At 47.3% G+C, this 15,660-nt stretch carries 16 protein-coding genes and 1 pseudogene; 2 read left to right on the top strand and 15 right to left on the bottom strand.

Annotation, left to right across the window (positions count from 1 at the left end; genetic code table 11):
* Positions 1-832 (top strand): MATE family efflux transporter (locus QVP35_RS13430; protein WP_288187927.1); only part of this gene is annotated, 832 nt, incomplete at its 5' end.
* Positions 833-900: 68 nt separating this feature from the next.
* Here QVP35_RS13430 and QVP35_RS13425 read toward each other — a convergent pair.
* Together QVP35_RS13425 and QVP35_RS13420 are read right to left on the bottom strand one after the other, a co-directional pair.
* Positions 901-1,380, bottom strand: coding sequence for a hypothetical protein (locus tag QVP35_RS13425; protein WP_009289379.1), 480 nt, complete (start codon positions 1,378-1,380; stop codon positions 901-903).
* Positions 1,377-1,586 carry a helix-turn-helix transcriptional regulator gene (locus tag QVP35_RS13420; protein WP_006567651.1) on the bottom strand — a complete coding sequence of 70 codons (210 nt, stop codon included), beginning with the start codon at positions 1,584-1,586 and terminating at the stop codon, positions 1,377-1,379. Before QVP35_RS13420 ends, QVP35_RS13425 begins: the two co-directional genes overlap by 4 nt.
* Positions 1,587-1,746: 160 nt before the next feature.
* Between QVP35_RS13420 and QVP35_RS13415 the strand changes: the two genes are divergently transcribed.
* Entirely contained in the window at positions 1,747-3,495 is a 1,749-nt protein-coding gene (locus QVP35_RS13415) for an ABC transporter ATP-binding protein (protein WP_009289380.1), read from the top strand.
* A gap of 66 nt (positions 3,496-3,561) precedes the next feature.
* Here QVP35_RS13415 and QVP35_RS13410 read toward each other — a convergent pair whose 3' ends face one another.
* From QVP35_RS13410 to def, 13 genes and pseudogenes are all read right to left on the bottom strand, one after another.
* Positions 3,562-4,590 carry a sugar kinase gene (locus QVP35_RS13410; protein ID WP_006567653.1) on the bottom strand — a complete coding sequence of 343 codons (1,029 nt, stop codon included), beginning with the start codon at positions 4,588-4,590 and terminating at the stop codon, positions 3,562-3,564.
* Positions 4,591-4,601: 11 nt separating this feature from the next.
* The gene (gene eda, locus QVP35_RS13405; RefSeq protein WP_009289381.1) at positions 4,602-5,564 is read right to left on the bottom strand and encodes a bifunctional 4-hydroxy-2-oxoglutarate aldolase/2-dehydro-3-deoxy-phosphogluconate aldolase; all 963 of its coding nucleotides are present in this window, start codon (positions 5,562-5,564) and stop codon (positions 4,602-4,604) included.
* On the bottom strand, positions 5,557-6,525 hold the full coding sequence (locus tag QVP35_RS13400; protein WP_009289382.1) for a C-terminal binding protein: 969 nt from the start codon (positions 6,523-6,525) through the stop codon (positions 5,557-5,559). Before QVP35_RS13400 ends, eda begins: the two co-directional genes overlap by 8 nt.
* A gap of 13 nt (positions 6,526-6,538) precedes the next feature.
* Positions 6,539-7,302: pseudogene (locus QVP35_RS13395) on the bottom strand (SDR family oxidoreductase).
* A gap of 102 nt (positions 7,303-7,404) precedes the next feature.
* A complete protein-coding gene (locus QVP35_RS13390; RefSeq protein ID WP_006567657.1) occupies positions 7,405-8,166 on the bottom strand; it encodes an IclR family transcriptional regulator in 762 nt (253 codons plus the stop codon).
* 64 nt (positions 8,167-8,230) lie between these two features.
* On the bottom strand, positions 8,231-9,610 hold the full coding sequence (locus QVP35_RS13385; RefSeq protein ID WP_006567658.1) for an APC family permease: 1,380 nt from the start codon (positions 9,608-9,610) through the stop codon (positions 8,231-8,233).
* 23 nt (positions 9,611-9,633) lie between these two features.
* On the bottom strand, positions 9,634-10,788 hold the full coding sequence (locus QVP35_RS13380) for a pyridoxal phosphate-dependent aminotransferase (protein ID WP_022261259.1): 1,155 nt from the start codon (positions 10,786-10,788) through the stop codon (positions 9,634-9,636).
* Positions 10,789-10,812: 24 nt separating this feature from the next.
* Complete coding sequence (locus QVP35_RS13375; RefSeq protein ID WP_022261258.1) at positions 10,813-11,157, bottom strand: zinc-binding dehydrogenase; 345 nt, start codon at positions 11,155-11,157, stop codon at positions 10,813-10,815.
* The gene (locus tag QVP35_RS13370; protein WP_009289387.1) at positions 11,158-11,634 is read right to left on the bottom strand and encodes a zinc-dependent alcohol dehydrogenase; all 477 of its coding nucleotides are present in this window, start codon (positions 11,632-11,634) and stop codon (positions 11,158-11,160) included. It abuts the gene before it with no gap.
* A gap of 262 nt (positions 11,635-11,896) precedes the next feature.
* Positions 11,897-13,555 (bottom strand): dihydroxy-acid dehydratase, encoded by a 1,659-nt coding sequence (gene ilvD / locus QVP35_RS13365; protein WP_039930278.1) that lies wholly within the window; start codon positions 13,553-13,555, stop codon positions 11,897-11,899.
* Between the two features lie 326 nt (positions 13,556-13,881).
* The gene (locus tag QVP35_RS13360) at positions 13,882-14,553 is read right to left on the bottom strand and encodes a FadR/GntR family transcriptional regulator (protein ID WP_022261257.1); all 672 of its coding nucleotides are present in this window, start codon (positions 14,551-14,553) and stop codon (positions 13,882-13,884) included.
* 42 nt (positions 14,554-14,595) lie between these two features.
* Positions 14,596-15,180 (bottom strand): GDSL-type esterase/lipase family protein, encoded by a 585-nt coding sequence (locus tag QVP35_RS13355; RefSeq protein WP_009289390.1) that lies wholly within the window; start codon positions 15,178-15,180, stop codon positions 14,596-14,598.
* On the bottom strand, positions 15,173-15,634 hold the full coding sequence (def, locus tag QVP35_RS13350) for a peptide deformylase (protein ID WP_009289391.1): 462 nt from the start codon (positions 15,632-15,634) through the stop codon (positions 15,173-15,175). Before def ends, QVP35_RS13355 begins: the two co-directional genes overlap by 8 nt.
* Positions 15,635-15,660 lie beyond the last annotated feature (26 nt).

Below are 15,660 nucleotides of genomic sequence, written 5' to 3'. Positions count from 1 at the left end.
TGCCGTTAATGTCATACTGGATCTGTTTTTGGTATCTTATCTTAAGATCGGAACGAAAGGTGCGGCTTACGCTACCGTCTTTTCTCAGGGAATTTCATTTGTAACCGCGGTCATTTATCTGAAACGCAGAAACTTTGTCTTTGATTTTAAAATCAGACACTTTGCGGTCAAAGCCGATAAGCTGGCAGTTATTATGAAAATCGGTCTGCCGGCGGCCGGCCAGATGATCATTGTCAATATTTCTTATCTGTTGATCACAGGCATGCTCAACAATTTCGGCACGGCTGCCGCAGCGGCATCCGGTGTCGGGCTGAAAATCAATACTTTTGCAGGCATGCCGTGCTGGGCTGTCGGACAGGCAGTCACAGCCATGGCCGGACAAAACATAGGTGCAGATAACATCAGGCGCGTGAAAAAAACTACCCTGACCGGTCTCCGTCTCAATGTCACGGTGACACTGCTTTCTATCCTGATCGTCCAGATCTTTGCTGAGCCCATCATTATGCTGTTTGACCCTTCGAGCCCGGAGGTCCTGGAAAGCGGGATTTTGTACCTCCGGATGTGCTGCGGAGCAAACAGCCTGGCCTATGCCGTAATGTATACATTTGACTCCTTTGCCATCGGTATAGGTTCCTCCCATATTGCCATGATCAATGCTCTTTTCGATGCTGTCATTGTGCGCCTGCCTTTGAGCTGGCTGTTTGCATTTCCTCTGAGACTGGGATTTCCCGGAATCTGTCTGGGGCAGGCTCTGTCCTCCCTGCTGCCTGCCATTTTCGGTTTTTGCTATTTTAAGAGCAGCAAATGGGAACGAAAAACCTCTGCTGCATAGCAGGGAAAAACAAATAAAAAACATCCGGGACCGCAGCAAATCCGCTGTTCCCGGATGTTTCTTTTGCTTTACATTTTCCTCTCAAATACTTTGTAGGAAATGATATAAGTGATCAGGAAAATCCACATGAGAATTCCTACCACCTTGATCAATATCGGGTACCACAGGCCTCCGATCAGGCATATGCCGTACAGCCCAATGAGCAGTACCGTGGATGCAAACCTGTATGCTTTTCCCCCGATCTCCTTATTTCTCTCATCAGTATTGGAAAGCCGCATTGCTTTCAGCTTTTCCGGATTTTTTAATATGCGCTGAAACCGTATCCACAGGACCAAGGCCGCTGCCATAACTCCGGACCCCACTCCCGCATACGTTGAAATCATATGTTCATTGATGTTAACCTCCCAATAACTGTCCGCTAAAAGTGAAACAGCCAGCGCTGCAGCTCCCGCTATGAACAGTAAAATAAGATATCTCTGTTTTTTCCTGACTGAATTTTTGTATTCCTCATCGTTTCTTGCATTTCCTGCACAAAATAATCCTATCATAAGTTTTCCTCCTCCTGATCAAATATAAAAATATCCTCAATTGTGACTCCAAAAAACTGCGCAATCTTGTGGGCCAGCACAAGCGAGGCTTTGTATCTGCCGTTTTCCAGAGAGATAATGGTCTGCCGGGTCACTCCTACGGATTCGGCCAACTCCATCTGCGTCACCTTTTGATCCTTTCTCAATTCCTGAATTCTTGTTTTCATATGCACACCCTTTTTTGTATAGTTTGCTTTACAATTTTAGTATAGCTCGCTTTACATCTAATGTCAAGTGCATTTTACATTTCTCTGTTTACATGTTTTCTGTCCTGTGTTAGAATCTTTACTATCACTGAAATTAACTATGAGAATGGAGTCTTATATTATGGATACTTATAAAAAATTCATCAAATATTACGGTCCTTACAAGACTGTTTTCTTTTTTGACCTGCTCTGCGCCGCCTTCATCAGCATCGTAGATCTGGCATACCCGCAGATACTCCGAACCCTTACAAATACACTGTTTTTAAAGGAATCTTCCGTGATCCTTAAAAACATCTTTATCATTGGAGGAATTCTGCTGGTCTTTTATATCCTCCAGGCATTATGCAAGTATTATGTAAGCTGTCAGGGGCATATCATGGGCGCCCAGATGGAACGGGATATGCGAAGGGAACTGTTTGAACACTATGAGAATCTCTCATTTTCCTATTACGACCAGAACAACACAGGACAGATGATGAGCCGGTTAGTGTCCGACTTATTTGATATTTCTGAGTTTGCGCACCACGGTCCGGAAAATTTATTTATTTCCGTAGTAAAGATCACCGGATCATTTGTCTTTCTGTTCATCATCCAGTGGAAGCTGGCTCTGATCCTGTCAGCCGTAGTCCTTCTGATGATCCTCTTTTCCGCCCGCCAGAATAAACGGATGCAGGCCACCTTCCTGGATAACCGGAAGAAAATCGGGAATATCAATGCAACCCTTCAGGATTCTCTGGCCGGCATCAGGATCGTACAGTCCTTTGCCAACGAAGATATTGAACGGGAAAAGTTCCATCAGGGAAATGAAGGCTTTCTCACGTCCAAGCGGGATAACTACAAAGCCATGGGAACCTTCCAGGGCGGCAATACCTTCTTTCAGGGTATCATGTATCTGGTGACTCTCGTAGCGGGAGGCTGCTTCATCGCCGCCGGGCAGATGACGCCCGGAGACCTGGCGATGTATGCCCTGTACATCGGTATCTTTATCAGCCCGATCCAGATCCTCGTGGAACTCACGGAAATGATGCAGAAAGGCCTGTCCGGTTTCCGCAGGTTCCTGGATATTATTGAGACAGAACCTGAGATCGTGGATCTGCCGGGTGCAGAACCGATCACCGATCCGGACGGCAGCATTTCTTATCAGGATGTAAGTTTTTCCTACGAAGACAATGAGGTAGTGCTGGACCACGTTTCATTTGAAATTGAAGCAGGAAAATCTGTGGCTTTGGTCGGACCGTCCGGAGGAGGAAAAACCACGATCTGTTCCCTGCTCCCAAGATTTTATGATGTGAGCGGCGGCACCGTTTCAATCGGAGGCCAGGATATTCGCAGGATGACTCTTCAGAGCCTGAGAAATTCCATCGGCATCGTTCAGCAGGACGTTTACCTGTTCGGCGGGACTGTCCGGGATAATATCGCATACGGAAAACCGGAGGCCTCCATGGAAGAGATCATTGAGGCTGCCAAAAAAGCAAACATCCACGATTTTATCACAGAACTTCCCGACGGTTATGACACTTTTGTGGGAGAGCGGGGCACCCGGCTTTCCGGCGGGCAGAAACAGCGGATCTCGATTGCCCGTGTATTTTTAAAGAATCCTCCGATCCTGATTCTCGATGAGGCAACCAGTGCATTGGATAATGAAAGTGAACGCCACATTCAAAAAAGTCTGGAAGAGCTTTCTAAAAACAGGACGACGATCACCATCGCCCACCGTCTATCCACGATCAAACATGCCGATGAGATCCTCGTCATAGATGACCACACCATTCAGGAGCGGGGTTCCCATAAAGAACTGTTAAAACAGGACGGAATCTACGCAAAATATTATAAAATGCAGTTTGAAGGTTTGGAAACCTTTGAAATATAAAACAATGAGGCCGGACGCATCAAAGCGTCCAGCCTCATTTTATATATCCACATGGCAATGAATATGCTATCTCACGACTCTGCCGGCGCCCCCGCCCGATGCCAGAGTCTCAATCTCTGCTGCCCGGGCATAATTCATATCTCCGGGTATCGTATGTTTGAGTGCCGCCGATGCCGTGGCAAATTCCAGCGCCCGCTGAGGTGTCCAGCCCTCCGTGATCCCGTGGATGAACCCTGCGGCAAACGCATCTCCTGATCCTACCCGGTCAACAATGTGTACCATATACCGTTTTCCCCGGTAAAGGCCGAAATCCCCCGCAGCTTCCGCTCCATAACTGTTATCAGAAGCAGAAATGCTCTCCCTGAGAGAGCTGATCAGATACGTGAATCCATATTGTCTTCTTACTCTCTGCATATGTTCTTCATCTACACAGTCCTCATAGTCTCCGCTGATAAAATCCATGCCTGCCTCTTCATATCCGAGCACCAGCGCCGCATCCCTTGCATTTCCAAAACAAATGTCCACATAATTCATCAGTTCCCGCATGATACCCTGCTTTTCTGGGATATTCTCTGTCCAGAGTTTGGCCCGGTAGTTGAGGTCAAAGGAAACCGTAATCCCCATCTCTTTGGCTGTTTTCAGTGCCTGAAGAGTGATCTGCGCCGCATTTTTGCTGATAACCGGAGTGATCCCCGATGTATGCAGCCAGGATACATCCGAAAGCAAGGATTTCCAGTCAAAATCCGACGGCACCGCCTCTGCCATGGAAGAACCTGCACGGTCATAAATTACACTGGACGGCCGCACAGAAACTCCGTTTTCCAGAAAATAAATGCCGAGTCTTGGACCGCCGTAACTGATCCCGGAGCAGTCCACTCCGGATTTCCTCAGCACGGCTGCCGCACATTCCCCGACGGCATTGTTCGGAAGCTTTGTCACGTAGGAGACCTCATGTCCAAAATTAGACAGCCCTGCCGCAATATTGGCTTCCGTACCGCCGTAAGTCACATCAAATGAAGAGGCCTGAATGAATCTTTGGTTTCCCGGAGGCGAGAGTCTCAGCATGATCTCCCCGAACGTCATTATTTTTCCCATTGTATCACCCCTTATTTCTGGACCAGATGGACTGCAAATCCCCCGATCTCCTCTCTGAAATAGACAGCTCCAAGGGTCCCATCCATTTTATACACTGCGCTTTCTTCCCTGAATGAAAAACCTCTTCTTTTAAAATAACTTAGTGCCCTTCCGGCATCGTTCGTCCTCACCGCAATGTGGCCTTTCTCCCCAAAAAACGGGCTCTTCATAGCCTCAATATAACTTCCCGCAAAAATGGAATTATCGTTTTCACTCTTCTGGAATCCAAAAACAGACTCAAACATTCCGGCGGCGAGCATGGCTTCATCCCGATTCTTCATGTTCAGCCCTATATGGGCAAGTTCAAAACCAAGCATCTCATGGACCGCCTTTTTAGCCATTTCCCTGATTGTGATAAAATCGCCTTTCTCGATGAGGTTTTCCGGTACCATAAACGAACCTCCACAGGCCGCAACCTGTTTAAGCTCCAGATATTCCCCCATGTTGGCTTCCGTAATTCCTCCGGTAGGCATAAACTTCATCCCGGAATAAGGTCCTGACAGAGATTTTAACATCCTGACCCCTCCTGCAGCCTCTGCCGGAAAGAATTTCACAAGATGAAGTCCATACTTCATTGCCTGCTCTACATCCGTAGGACTTGAACATCCCGAAATCACAGCAATGTTATGCCCCATACCGTATTCAACGACCTCATGGTTAAAACCCGGACTGACCATAAACTTTGCTCCGGCTTTGGCTGCCTCCTCTGCCTGTCCTTTCATAATAACCGTACCTGCCCCCACAAGCATCTCCGGGCAGGCTTTTGTCATTCTTCGGATCGATTCCACACAGGCATCGGTGCGGAAAGTCACCTCGGCACAAGGTATACCCCCCTCACATAAGGCTTTTGCCAAAGGTTCCGCTTTCTCAGCGTCTTTCAGGCTGATCACCGGCACAATTCCGATACTCTCAATCTCGCGCAGCAGCTCATTCATGGTATCTGCCTCCTTCGATCCGGTTGACCGGGTAATGGATCGCTTCTCCCTTTGCAAACCGCACGGCCTCCTCGGCCGCTTTTCGCTTAAGTTCCATAGCCGCCTCCTCAGAATACCACGCCATATGCGGGGTCACGATCAGATTCTCATTCTCGAAGATGGAAGAATCCGTCATCATAGGCTCCGATTTCATACAGTCAAGAGCTGCCCCTGCGATCACTTTCTCCTTTAGTGCACGGTCAAGGTCTTCTTCATTGATGATCCCTCCTCTGGCTGCATTGACGATGACCGCTGAATCCTTCATTACCCTGAATGCCTCCATATCAAACAGATTCTGGTTTCCGTCTGCCGGACAGTGAAGAGAAACGGCATCGGACTGCTTCAGCAGTTCTTCAAAGCTGACGGCCTCTGCATTTCCGATCCGTTCACCCTGATTTACCATGGGATCATATCCGATCACCCGGAATCCGAGAGCTGCTGCTTTCTCAGCAAAATTTCTTCCGATACGGCCCAGACCGACAACCCCCACGGTCTGTTCAGAAAACCGGCGGATCGGGATCGACTGCGTATAATCCCAGCCAGTCGTCTTTGTAAACCGGTTCATCTGATCAGTTTTTCTGAGCATCATGAGAAGCAGAGCCAGTGCGTGGTCTGCCACCTCATTCATTCCGTAATCCGGTACATTTCCAACCTGTATCCCATACTCCGCTGCCGCTTTCAGATCCACAGTATCCACGCCGACCCCGTATCTCACCACATATTTAAGCTCCGGCAGTGCCTTCATAACCTTTTCCGAAATATTGGCATACTGAACGATAAATATGTCTGCCCCGGCGCACTGTTCAATCACTTCATCTTCTGTTCTGGCACATGTGAGTTTAAATTCAATCCCCGCATCAGACAGGACTTTCGTCTCGATATCAATGTTTTCATGATCGCAGTCTGTAATAATCACCTTCATAATCAGTCTCCTCCTATCTCACCAAATATCCCCCATCTACCGGGATCACCGCGCCGTTCAGATAATCGGAACACTCCGATGCCAAAAAGACACACGGTCCCTTCATATCTTCGTCGGTCCCCCATCTGTGGGCAGGAATCCTGTCCGTGATCTCTTTGTTTCTCGGATTTTCAGGGTCCAGAAGCGCCGTATTCATCTCCGTAGCCATATAACCCGGCGCCAGCGCATTGACATTGATCCCCTTCTCGGCCCACACATTGCAGAATGCCTTTGTGATCTGTGCCACTGCCCCCTTAGATGCCGCATAGGCCGACACTGTATACCCTCCGAAAAAAAAAGCATCGACGCAATATTAATGATCTTTCCTTTTGTCTGCTGGACCATAAACTGTTTTGCTGCCATCTGACACAGGGAAAATACCGCCGTCAGATTCACATCCAGCACAAACTTCCAGTCTTTCATGGGAAATTCTTCGCTCTTATGCCGCCTCTGTACTCCCGCTCCGTTGACGATAATATCCAATGTTCCTCCGAGAAGCTTCACCGCTTCTGAAAATGCCTGCTCCCTCTCCTTGTCATCTGCAATGTCTGCGATCACAAAACTGCACTGAAATCCTCTGTCTGTCATCTCTTGAGCCGTCTTTTCAGCCCCGGGATTAATATCTATAATACAGACAGATGCCCCTGCTTCCATCAATCCCTCTGCCATACCGAGACAGAGTCCTCCTGCCGCGCCCGTCACGATGGCGCGTTTCCCGGTCAAATCTAAATATCCCATGTTATCTCCTTCCGCACATGTCAACATACAAAATATATCTTTTCTACATGTTTTTTACATCCGAAAGGTGCACAGTGCCGCGTTTTTCACAGCACCTTACTCTTAATTTCCGCTGATCAGCTCTGACACGATCTGCTTTGTCTCCCAGAGTTTCTCCTGTATCCGTGTCAAATTATCTTCTTTTGTCCTGGTGACCGGGGCTGAAATACTGATTCCATAATTATAGATTCCCCTGTAATCCCGGACGCTGACGCCGACACAGCACAGTCCCGCTTCCCGTTCTTCCCAGTCATACGCAAATCCGGTTTCTCTCGCTTCCTCCAGCTCTTTTAACAGCTGGTCCAGACTCTGAATAGTATGGGGTGTGAAGATGACATTTTCTCCCTGATTCCAGATCTTCCTGACTTCCTCCTCAGGAAGTTCCGCGAGGATTGCCTTTCCCACTGCGGTGCTTGACATCTCAAGCTCCAGTCCTATGTAAGATCCTGTGGCAAAAATGTTTGCCGTCGGAAGTACCTTGTCGATATAACGGATCTTATTTCCCGCCCTCTGGACAAAATGTACTGTCTCTTTACAGTCCTCTGAAAGCTGCTTCAAATAAGGGTGCACCAAACGAACTACATTGTTTCTTTCCTGCACATAGTTGCCCATCACAAGCAGACGGTATGTGAGAAAATATTTTTCTGTTTCTTTTTCCTGCTTTACATATCCAAGCTCTGCTAAAGTGTTGATGATCCTGTGGACCACCGTCACCGTAAGTCCTGTCTCATGGTGGATTTCCCGAATCCCCATGGTCTCATTCTTTGCCATCAGCTCTATGATCTGAAATGCTCTCTCCACAGACTGTACTGTTTCTTTCGCCATAATACCCTCCTAATTCTCGACTATTACAGCTATTATACCACAATCTGCAGTTTCATTACACAGATCACAGATCCCCGGTTTCTCCTTTGCTGTCTTCATCCAAATGACTCAGATCCTTAAATTTATCCTTTCTGGACAGATAAATCGGAAGGCCCAGCAAAGTAAGTCCTACGCCTATCAGCGCATTGACCGGCTGTGTAAAGACTGTAATGATTACTACAAACAGTCCTCCCAGGATAGCCAGAATAGGAATCAGCGGATAAAGCGGGGTTTTATAAGGCCTCTTGAGGTCCGGCTCATCCCTCCTTAACTTGATCACGCCATAAAATGCTATCGTATAGAAGATCCAGATAACAAACATACACATATCGGTCAGAGAGTTATAAGAACCTGAAATGATCATAATAGAGGTCACTGCCAGCAGGAAAATACCGCTTACAACCGGAGTTGCATACTTCGGATGCAGATAGGCAAACTGTTTGCTGAACGGCAGCTTATTCTGCACTCCCATGGCATAGGGGATTCTCATACCCATCATAATATTACTGTTTAAAGTACCAAATACTGCAATCAAAATGCCCACTGTAATCAGCTTGGCACCCATATTGCCTCCCATCAGTTTAGCTGCAACGTCTGCTGCCGGTGTAGCCGTATTTGCCAGCTGGTCTGCCGGTATAACGAGAAGGTAACCGATGTTGATAACTGCATATACGAGTATGACAATACTGAGTCCCAGCACAATGGCCTTTGGAAGGTCTTTTTTCGGATTCTTCATTTCACCTGCCGCATTTCCCACATGAATCCACCCGTCATAGGCATACATACAAGTCAGCATTCCGGTGGCAAAGATGGCAATAAACGAGTCTCCTCTCTGAATAAACGGCGTCAGATTTTCCGGACTGCTCTGTGTGGATGTAAAAGCCATCAGGATAATGACAGCCAGAGGCACAAGTTTTGCAACAGTAAATACATTTCCGATCATGCCTCCTACATTTGCCCCCAGGCAGTTGCAGACGATCAGGAAAAATACCATGAAGATGGCGAACGGAATCGTATATTTATCACTAACCCCGATAAGTTTCAGCGCCTGTATAGAAAAAATGGTTCCTAAAGCTCCTACATTGGCCGGCCAGAAAACAACGGATTCACACCATCCAAGCAGATAGCCGAGTCCCTGTCCGAAACATTTTTCCACCCAGGATACCAGCCCTCCCGTCTTTGGAATGGATGCGGCAAGCTCTGCGGTAGTTAGTCCTCCGAACAGTGTAATTAGCCCTGCGAACACCCAGATCAGAAGCCCGATCCCCGGTGCTCCGCCGGTAATCGTATAGACTGCCTGCGGTTTGAAAAATACTCCGGAGCCAATGACCATGCCGATGACCGACAGCATAACCGTACTAAGTCCAAGACTTCTTTTTAACTGTGTATTTGATTCATTTTTCATTATTCAATATCCTCCTTTCCCCTTTACAGGCTCTCTACAAACTTCTGTATTCTTTCCATTCCTTTTCTGATCGTCTCCACGGAAGTCGCATAGGAGATCCTTATATAACCTTCTCCCTGCTCTCCGAATGCAGATCCGGGTGCAACCACGACTCCCTCCTGATTCAGCAGCCGTTCTGCAAACTCCTCAGATCCAAGTCCTGTCTTCTTAATGTTAATGAAAGCATAGAAGGCTCCCTTCGGCGGTCTGCAGGAAATCTTTTCGATATTCTCAATACATTCCAGAAGTACCTTTCTTCTCTCTGCATACTGGTCATGCATCTGTTTTATGGATTCCTGCCCGCTGCTGATCGCCTCTACCGCACCGTACTGGGCAAATGTGGTGACGCAGGAAGGTACATTTTCCTGAAGTTTTGGCATCAGACTCACAATCTCCCTCGGTCCTGCCAGATATCCGATCCTCCATCCTGTCATAGCATAGGTCTTTGAACAGGAATCAATGTAAATTGTTCTGTTTTTCATGCCGTCCAGAGATGCGATATTCACATATTCACCCTCATACAGCAGATGTTTGTAAACCGCATCATAGACCACATACAGGTCGTGTTCCAGAGCCACTCTTGCAATATCTTCCATGACTTCCCGTCCTGCCACTGCCCCCGTAGGATTGCACGGAGAATTGAGCAGTATGGCTTTTGTCTTGTCTGTCACTGCTTTTGAAAGCCCCTCATAGGTAAAATTAAAACCATTTTCTTCGTACACGGGAACCGGCACCGGCACCCCGTGATTCATGCTGATCTGCCCATAATAATTTGCATAGCACGGGTCTGAAATAAGCACTTCATCCCCCGGATCCAGGAGGGTAGCCATGCTCAGATACAGGGCCTCCATGCCTCCAGTACATACAAGGATTTCATTTTCCGGATTATAGGCCACATGATCATACTTCTTTGTTTCTCTGGCAATAGCCTGTCTTAAAGGCAGAATTCCGGAGTTGTCCGTGTAATGGGTCTGTCCCTCTTCCAGTGCTTTTTGTGCCGCCTTTATTACATTTTTAGGTGTGTCAAAGTCCGGTTCTCCAAGAACAAAACTGATGGTATTTTCTTTATTCTTTGCCAGGTCAAACATCCTCCTGATGCCTGACTGCGGCAATAAAGTTGCATCTGATAACTTCTTCATTTTCTGACCCCCTGTCATCAACCTTCATTTTTCATACTGCAGATTGACTGCATGGGGCTCTTTATGTACGCCGGTCAGACAGATCCTGCCTCCGATCCGGCATATCTTTGTCATCTGTGCCGCCGCCTGAGCAGAACCGCTGCACTCAAACACTGTATCAACACCGGCTCCATCTGTCTGTTGTTCTATGTACTCTTCCAGGTTATGATCTTGTACATTCACCGTTTCAAGTCCGAATTCTTTGCAGATGTCCAGCCTTTGCTGATCTACGTCAGAAATAATGATTCTGGAAGCTCCCGCATGTTTTAGTACAATTCCAGTGAGTACTCCGATCGGTCCTGCCCCGATGACCGCCGCTGTATTCAGCATTTAAAAATCTGCCTGGTGCATCGTCCTTATGATCACTGCCAAAGGTTCAATCACTGCTGCCGCCTTATCCGTGATACCGTCATCAAGCTTAAACAATACATCCTCATCGCAGCAGATAAACTCCGCGATTCCCCCGTCCACATCGATTCCGATCAGCTTTAAAGTATCGCACACATGAGGGATCCCATTGGCACAGGCAAAGCATTCCCCGCAGGATAAGAGCGGATACGGCGCAACCCTGTCACCCTTTTTGAATTTTTTGCTGTCCTCTGCAGTTTCTTCTATGATGCCGATAAATTCATGCCCCAGTACAAGCGGTGCCTTTGCCCTGGGATGTTTTCCTGAAAAAATCCCGATGTCAGAACCGCATATACCACAGTAATGCACCTTTATGCGCACCTGTCCCGGCCTTAGTTCAGGAAAAGGTTTCTCCTGAACTTCCACCTTTCCAGGTCCGGCATAAACTAATGTTTTCATACTGCCTCCTTTCACTTGTTCCGTTATCCGGAACACTGTTTCTTAATTGCAACTACATCATAGAAGAATCATTTCAGGCTGTCAATCATTAAGTTCATTTTCCACAATTTAACCAAGACATTAAGGAACAATAGCTTCATTTCAATCTAATATTTGGTTAATTCCTCTAATTAACTTTTGTGCGTCATCTCTTTTTATAGACGCAAAAAAGATGACAGAGGTTCCAAAAAACCTCTGTCATCTTTATATTTCCCAAATAGTATTACTCTAAAATGGCGCCTGTGCTGCCTGATGTGACACTTCTGGCATACCTTTTCAAGTATCCGTTTTTTAATTTCTGCTGTCTTGGCTGCCATCTGCTTTTTCTGTTTTTGATCTCTTCCTCATCTACCAGAAGCTGGATTTTATGGTCAGGGATATTGATTTCAATGAGATCCCCTTCTTCCACAAGTGCAATGGTTCCTCCTACGGCTGCCTCCGGCGAAACATGGCCGATGGCCGCTCCTCTTGTAGCGCCTGAGAATCTGCCGTCCGTGATCAGTGCCACGCTGTCTCCAAGACCGCTGCCCATAATAGCAGAAGTAGGATTCAGCATTTCACGCATACCTGGTCCCCCTTTTGGACCCTCATACCGGATGACCACTACATCTCCGGGTTCGATCCTGCCGGCATAGATTGCTTCAAGGGCTGCTTCCTCACCATCAAAGACTCTTGCTCTTCCACTGTGGCAGAGCATCTCTTCTGCCACCGCAGACCGCTTCACCACACATCCTTCCGGCGCCAGATTGCCTTTTAAAACAGCAATCCCTCCGGTCCTGCTGTATGGGTCCTCTGCAGGCCGGATCACCGTTTTATCCCTTATTTCTTTTCCTTTGATATTCTCAGCCACTGTCTTTAAAGTACAGGTAAGCAGATCCGTGCGGATCAGTCCCAGTTTATCCAGCTCATGCAGAACTGCAGGAATGCCGCCGGCTTCGTTCAGGTCTTCAACATAGCTCTCTCCGGCCGGCGCCAGATGACACAGATTCGGTACTTTTTCCGAAATAGCATTCGCCATGGTTAAGTCCATTCGGATTCCGCACTCATGGGCAATAGCAGGAAGATGGAGCATGCTGTTTGTGCTGCATCCCAAAGCCATATCCACTGCCAGGGCATTTTCAAATGCCTTCTCAGTCATAAGATCCGATGGCCTGATCCCCTTCTTCACCAGCTTCATAATCTGCATGCCCGCTCTCTTGGCGAGACGAATCCTCTCAGAGTAAACAGCGGGTATCGTTCCATTTCCCGGTAGTCCCATACCCAGCACTTCGGTCAGACAGTTCATGCTGTTGGCCGTAAACATACCGGAACAGGAACCGCAGGTGGGACATGCCTTTTGTTCACACACCCTGAGTTCCTCTGCTGTGATCTCACCTGTCTGATGTCTGCTCACTGCTTCCGATACCGTGGAATAGCTGATCCTCTTTTTCTTCATGGTTCCTGCCAGCATCGGCCCGCCGCTTACAAAGATAGACGGAATATTAAGCCTTGCCGCCGCCATTAAAAGTCCCGGCACATTTTTATCACAGTTTGGTATCATCACAAGTCCGTCGAAAGGATGGGCCTCGGCCATAGCTTCCGTGGAATCGGCAATCAGTTCTCTGGTCACCAGAGAATATTTCATTCCCTCATGTCCCATGGCAATGCCGTCGCATACGGCGATAGCCGGAAATACAACAGGCACTCCTCCTGCTAAAGCCACCCCCTGCTTAACTGCCTCCTCAATTTTATCCAAATTTCGGTGTCCCGGGACAATTTCATTTTTTGAGCTGACAATACCGATCAGCGGCCGTTCCATTTCTTCTTCCGTGAAGCCCAGAGCATACAGCAGAGAACGCTGCGGGGCTGATTTATCACCTTGTTTTATGCGGTCACTTCTCATCATAATAACCTCCTCTTAATTTAAGACATCATACCTCTTGTTTGTCGTATTATAATTCATATGATGTCTTATGTCAATATATACATAGTATCTATTTTCTAAAGAATAAAGTGGGCAAGCCTATCTCAGCTCCCCAACACTACCTCTTTGAAGGGCTTGACAACTTTGCGTACCAGATGCGATTTGACGTAGTCAAATGATTTCCTTACGCATCTGTGTACAACCCGCGGAGCGTTTTTTATTACTCAGGAAACACTTTCACACATTAGCGTGACAAGGTCTTTCCTAAGTAATAAAAAAAGAAGGCCTGCGCCTTCTCTTGAACTTTATATTTTTAATTCTTTCATTGCATGTAGGATATGAATCCTCATAGCGCTCCTGGCTCCCTCCGCATTTCTGGCTTCCAGAAACTCCATGATCAGCTGATGATCCTTTAAGGTATCCTGTACCGCCATCTCTTTCTGCCTGGACAGCGTGACTCCCTCTCCGATTCCCTGATAGATCACAGGCATCAGCTGATTCATAAACTCATTGTGAGTAGCCTTCGCAATGGATCTGTGAAACATCTGCTCTTCATTTGTCCGGTCTTCCTTCTTCCGGATCTTTTCTTCCACCTGACGCCCGAAAGAAAGAATCCGGTCAAGTTCCTTGTCACTGGCTCTCAAAGCCGCATAATAGGCCACTTCCGGCTCGAAGATCAATCTCATCTCATAGAGCTCCCTAGCATTCACCTTGACATCTTTCAAAGGCGTGAGCAGCTTCACATCATCCGTGTCGATATCCTGTTTCACAAATGTCCCCCGGCCCCTTTGAATCTCCAAAATACCATTGGCGACCAAGGCCCGGACCGCTTCCCGAAGTGTCGTCCTGCTGATCTCCATCTCCTGTGAGAGTTCGTTTTCATTGGGCAGTTTATCACCGGGCAGAAACCGTTTTTCAACCGTGATCATCGCAAGGATCTCCTCTGCCGCACTGTCTGAAAGCCTTTTTTCTCCCATATTTTTCTCCTTTTCCGTCTCAGGCACATTTTATCCACAATTCTATCTCAGGAATTTTTCCGCTGTCAACACTTGGGACAATACCTTCCACACCTGTTTATATCCCTCTCTGCTGAGATGAACACCATCTACCGTATAAGAAAGCGGCAGTTCTCCATCCTCCCCGATTAATTCCCGGTAAACATCCACATATGGTATTTCTTTTTCCCCGCAAAGTCTCTCAATTTCTGAATTAACAGCCTGTATCTCTTTGTTTGACTTCCCTTCTGACCAGAAAGGAATTCCATTTCCTGTTTTTTTCGTATACATTGGATACAGTGATTCGATACAAATCCTTGTCCCCGGGAGTTTCTCCAAAATCCGCTCTGCCGTCCTCAACAGCTGACCGGCTATCACCTCTGCGCCCCGGTAAAAAGGAAGCAGATAATCATTGGCCCCGCCCTGCATTAGAACTAAATCCGGTCTCAGCGAAACCACATCCATCTCTGCCCTGGCAGCCATCTCCGGCACTGTATTGCCCGCCTCACCTCTGTTATAAACCTGCGCCTCCACATCTTTAAACAATTCCATAGGAAAGTAGTCGGTGAGAGAGTCACCGAACAAAACGAGGACCTTTTCTTTACTCATCGATTCCTACGTATTCATATACTTTATCTATGAATACTTCTCCATCCAAATGATCGATCTCATGGCAGAAACACTTTGCCATCTCACCTACCACCGTATAAGATACTTCATGTCCGTGTTCATCCAGCGCTTCTACCGTCACTTTGGCCGGACGAATAGTTTTACCGAAACGGTTCGGAAAACTTAAACACCCTTCCACACACTCCTGTGACCCGCTGCTCTCAACGATCACAGGGTTTACCAGTTTTAAATAATACCCTTCATGGTCAATGACGATCATTCTCCTTAGAATACCGGCCTGGTTCGCAGCCAGTGCCGCCCCGTTTTCTGCACTGTGCAGAGTATCCATGAGATCGTCAAGCTGCTGTCTTGCCTTGTCATCCACCTCAGGCACCGTCTTACACTTTTTCTTTAATATCGGATCATTTCCGGTACGGATCTTTCTGACAGCCATTTCATCTCCTCCTTCAGTTCTCTGTC

The sequence above is a fragment of the Anaerostipes sp. CAG:276 genome (assembly GCF_000432215.1).
GTDB classification, from domain to species: domain Bacteria; phylum Bacillota; class Clostridia; order Lachnospirales; family Lachnospiraceae; genus Anaerostipes; species Anaerostipes caccae.
The sequence above is the reverse complement of the archived record's forward strand: the minus strand, read 5'-3'. Positions and strand labels throughout refer to the sequence as shown.

Coding starts and splice junctions, on each gene's coding strand:
- QVP35_RS13425 (WP_009289379.1), bottom strand. CDS start 1,380: ATGATAGGATTATTTTGTGCAGGAAATGCAAGAAACGATGAGGAATAC.
- QVP35_RS13420 (WP_006567651.1), bottom strand. CDS start 1,586: ATGAAAACAAGAATTCAGGAATTGAGAAAGGATCAAAAGGTGACGCAG.
- QVP35_RS13415 (WP_009289380.1), top strand. CDS start 1,747: ATGGATACTTATAAAAAATTCATCAAATATTACGGTCCTTACAAGACT.
- QVP35_RS13410 (WP_006567653.1), bottom strand. CDS start 4,590: ATGGGAAAAATAATGACGTTCGGGGAGATCATGCTGAGACTCTCGCCT.
- eda (WP_009289381.1), bottom strand. CDS start 5,564: ATGAATGAGCTGCTGCGCGAGATTGAGAGTATCGGAATTGTGCCGGTG.
- QVP35_RS13400 (WP_009289382.1), bottom strand. CDS start 6,525: ATGAAGGTGATTATTACAGACTGCGATCATGAAAACATTGATATCGAG.
- QVP35_RS13390 (WP_006567657.1), bottom strand. CDS start 8,166: ATGGCGAAAGAAACAGTACAGTCTGTGGAGAGAGCATTTCAGATCATA.
- QVP35_RS13385 (WP_006567658.1), bottom strand. CDS start 9,610: ATGAAAAATGAATCAAATACACAGTTAAAAAGAAGTCTTGGACTTAGT.
- QVP35_RS13380 (WP_022261259.1), bottom strand. CDS start 10,788: ATGAAGAAGTTATCAGATGCAACTTTATTGCCGCAGTCAGGCATCAGG.
- QVP35_RS13375 (WP_022261258.1), bottom strand. CDS start 11,157: ATGCTGAATACAGCGGCGGTCATCGGGGCAGGACCGATCGGAGTACTC.
- QVP35_RS13370 (WP_009289387.1), bottom strand. CDS start 11,634: ATGAAAACATTAGTTTATGCCGGACCTGGAAAGGTGGAAGTTCAGGAG.
- ilvD (WP_039930278.1), bottom strand. CDS start 13,555: ATGAGAAGTGACCGCATAAAACAAGGTGATAAATCAGCCCCGCAGCGT.
- QVP35_RS13360 (WP_022261257.1), bottom strand. CDS start 14,553: ATGGGAGAAAAAAGGCTTTCAGACAGTGCGGCAGAGGAGATCCTTGCG.
- QVP35_RS13355 (WP_009289390.1), bottom strand. CDS start 15,180: ATGAGTAAAGAAAAGGTCCTCGTTTTGTTCGGTGACTCTCTCACCGAC.
- def (WP_009289391.1), bottom strand. CDS start 15,634: ATGGCTGTCAGAAAGATCCGTACCGGAAATGATCCGATATTAAAGAAA.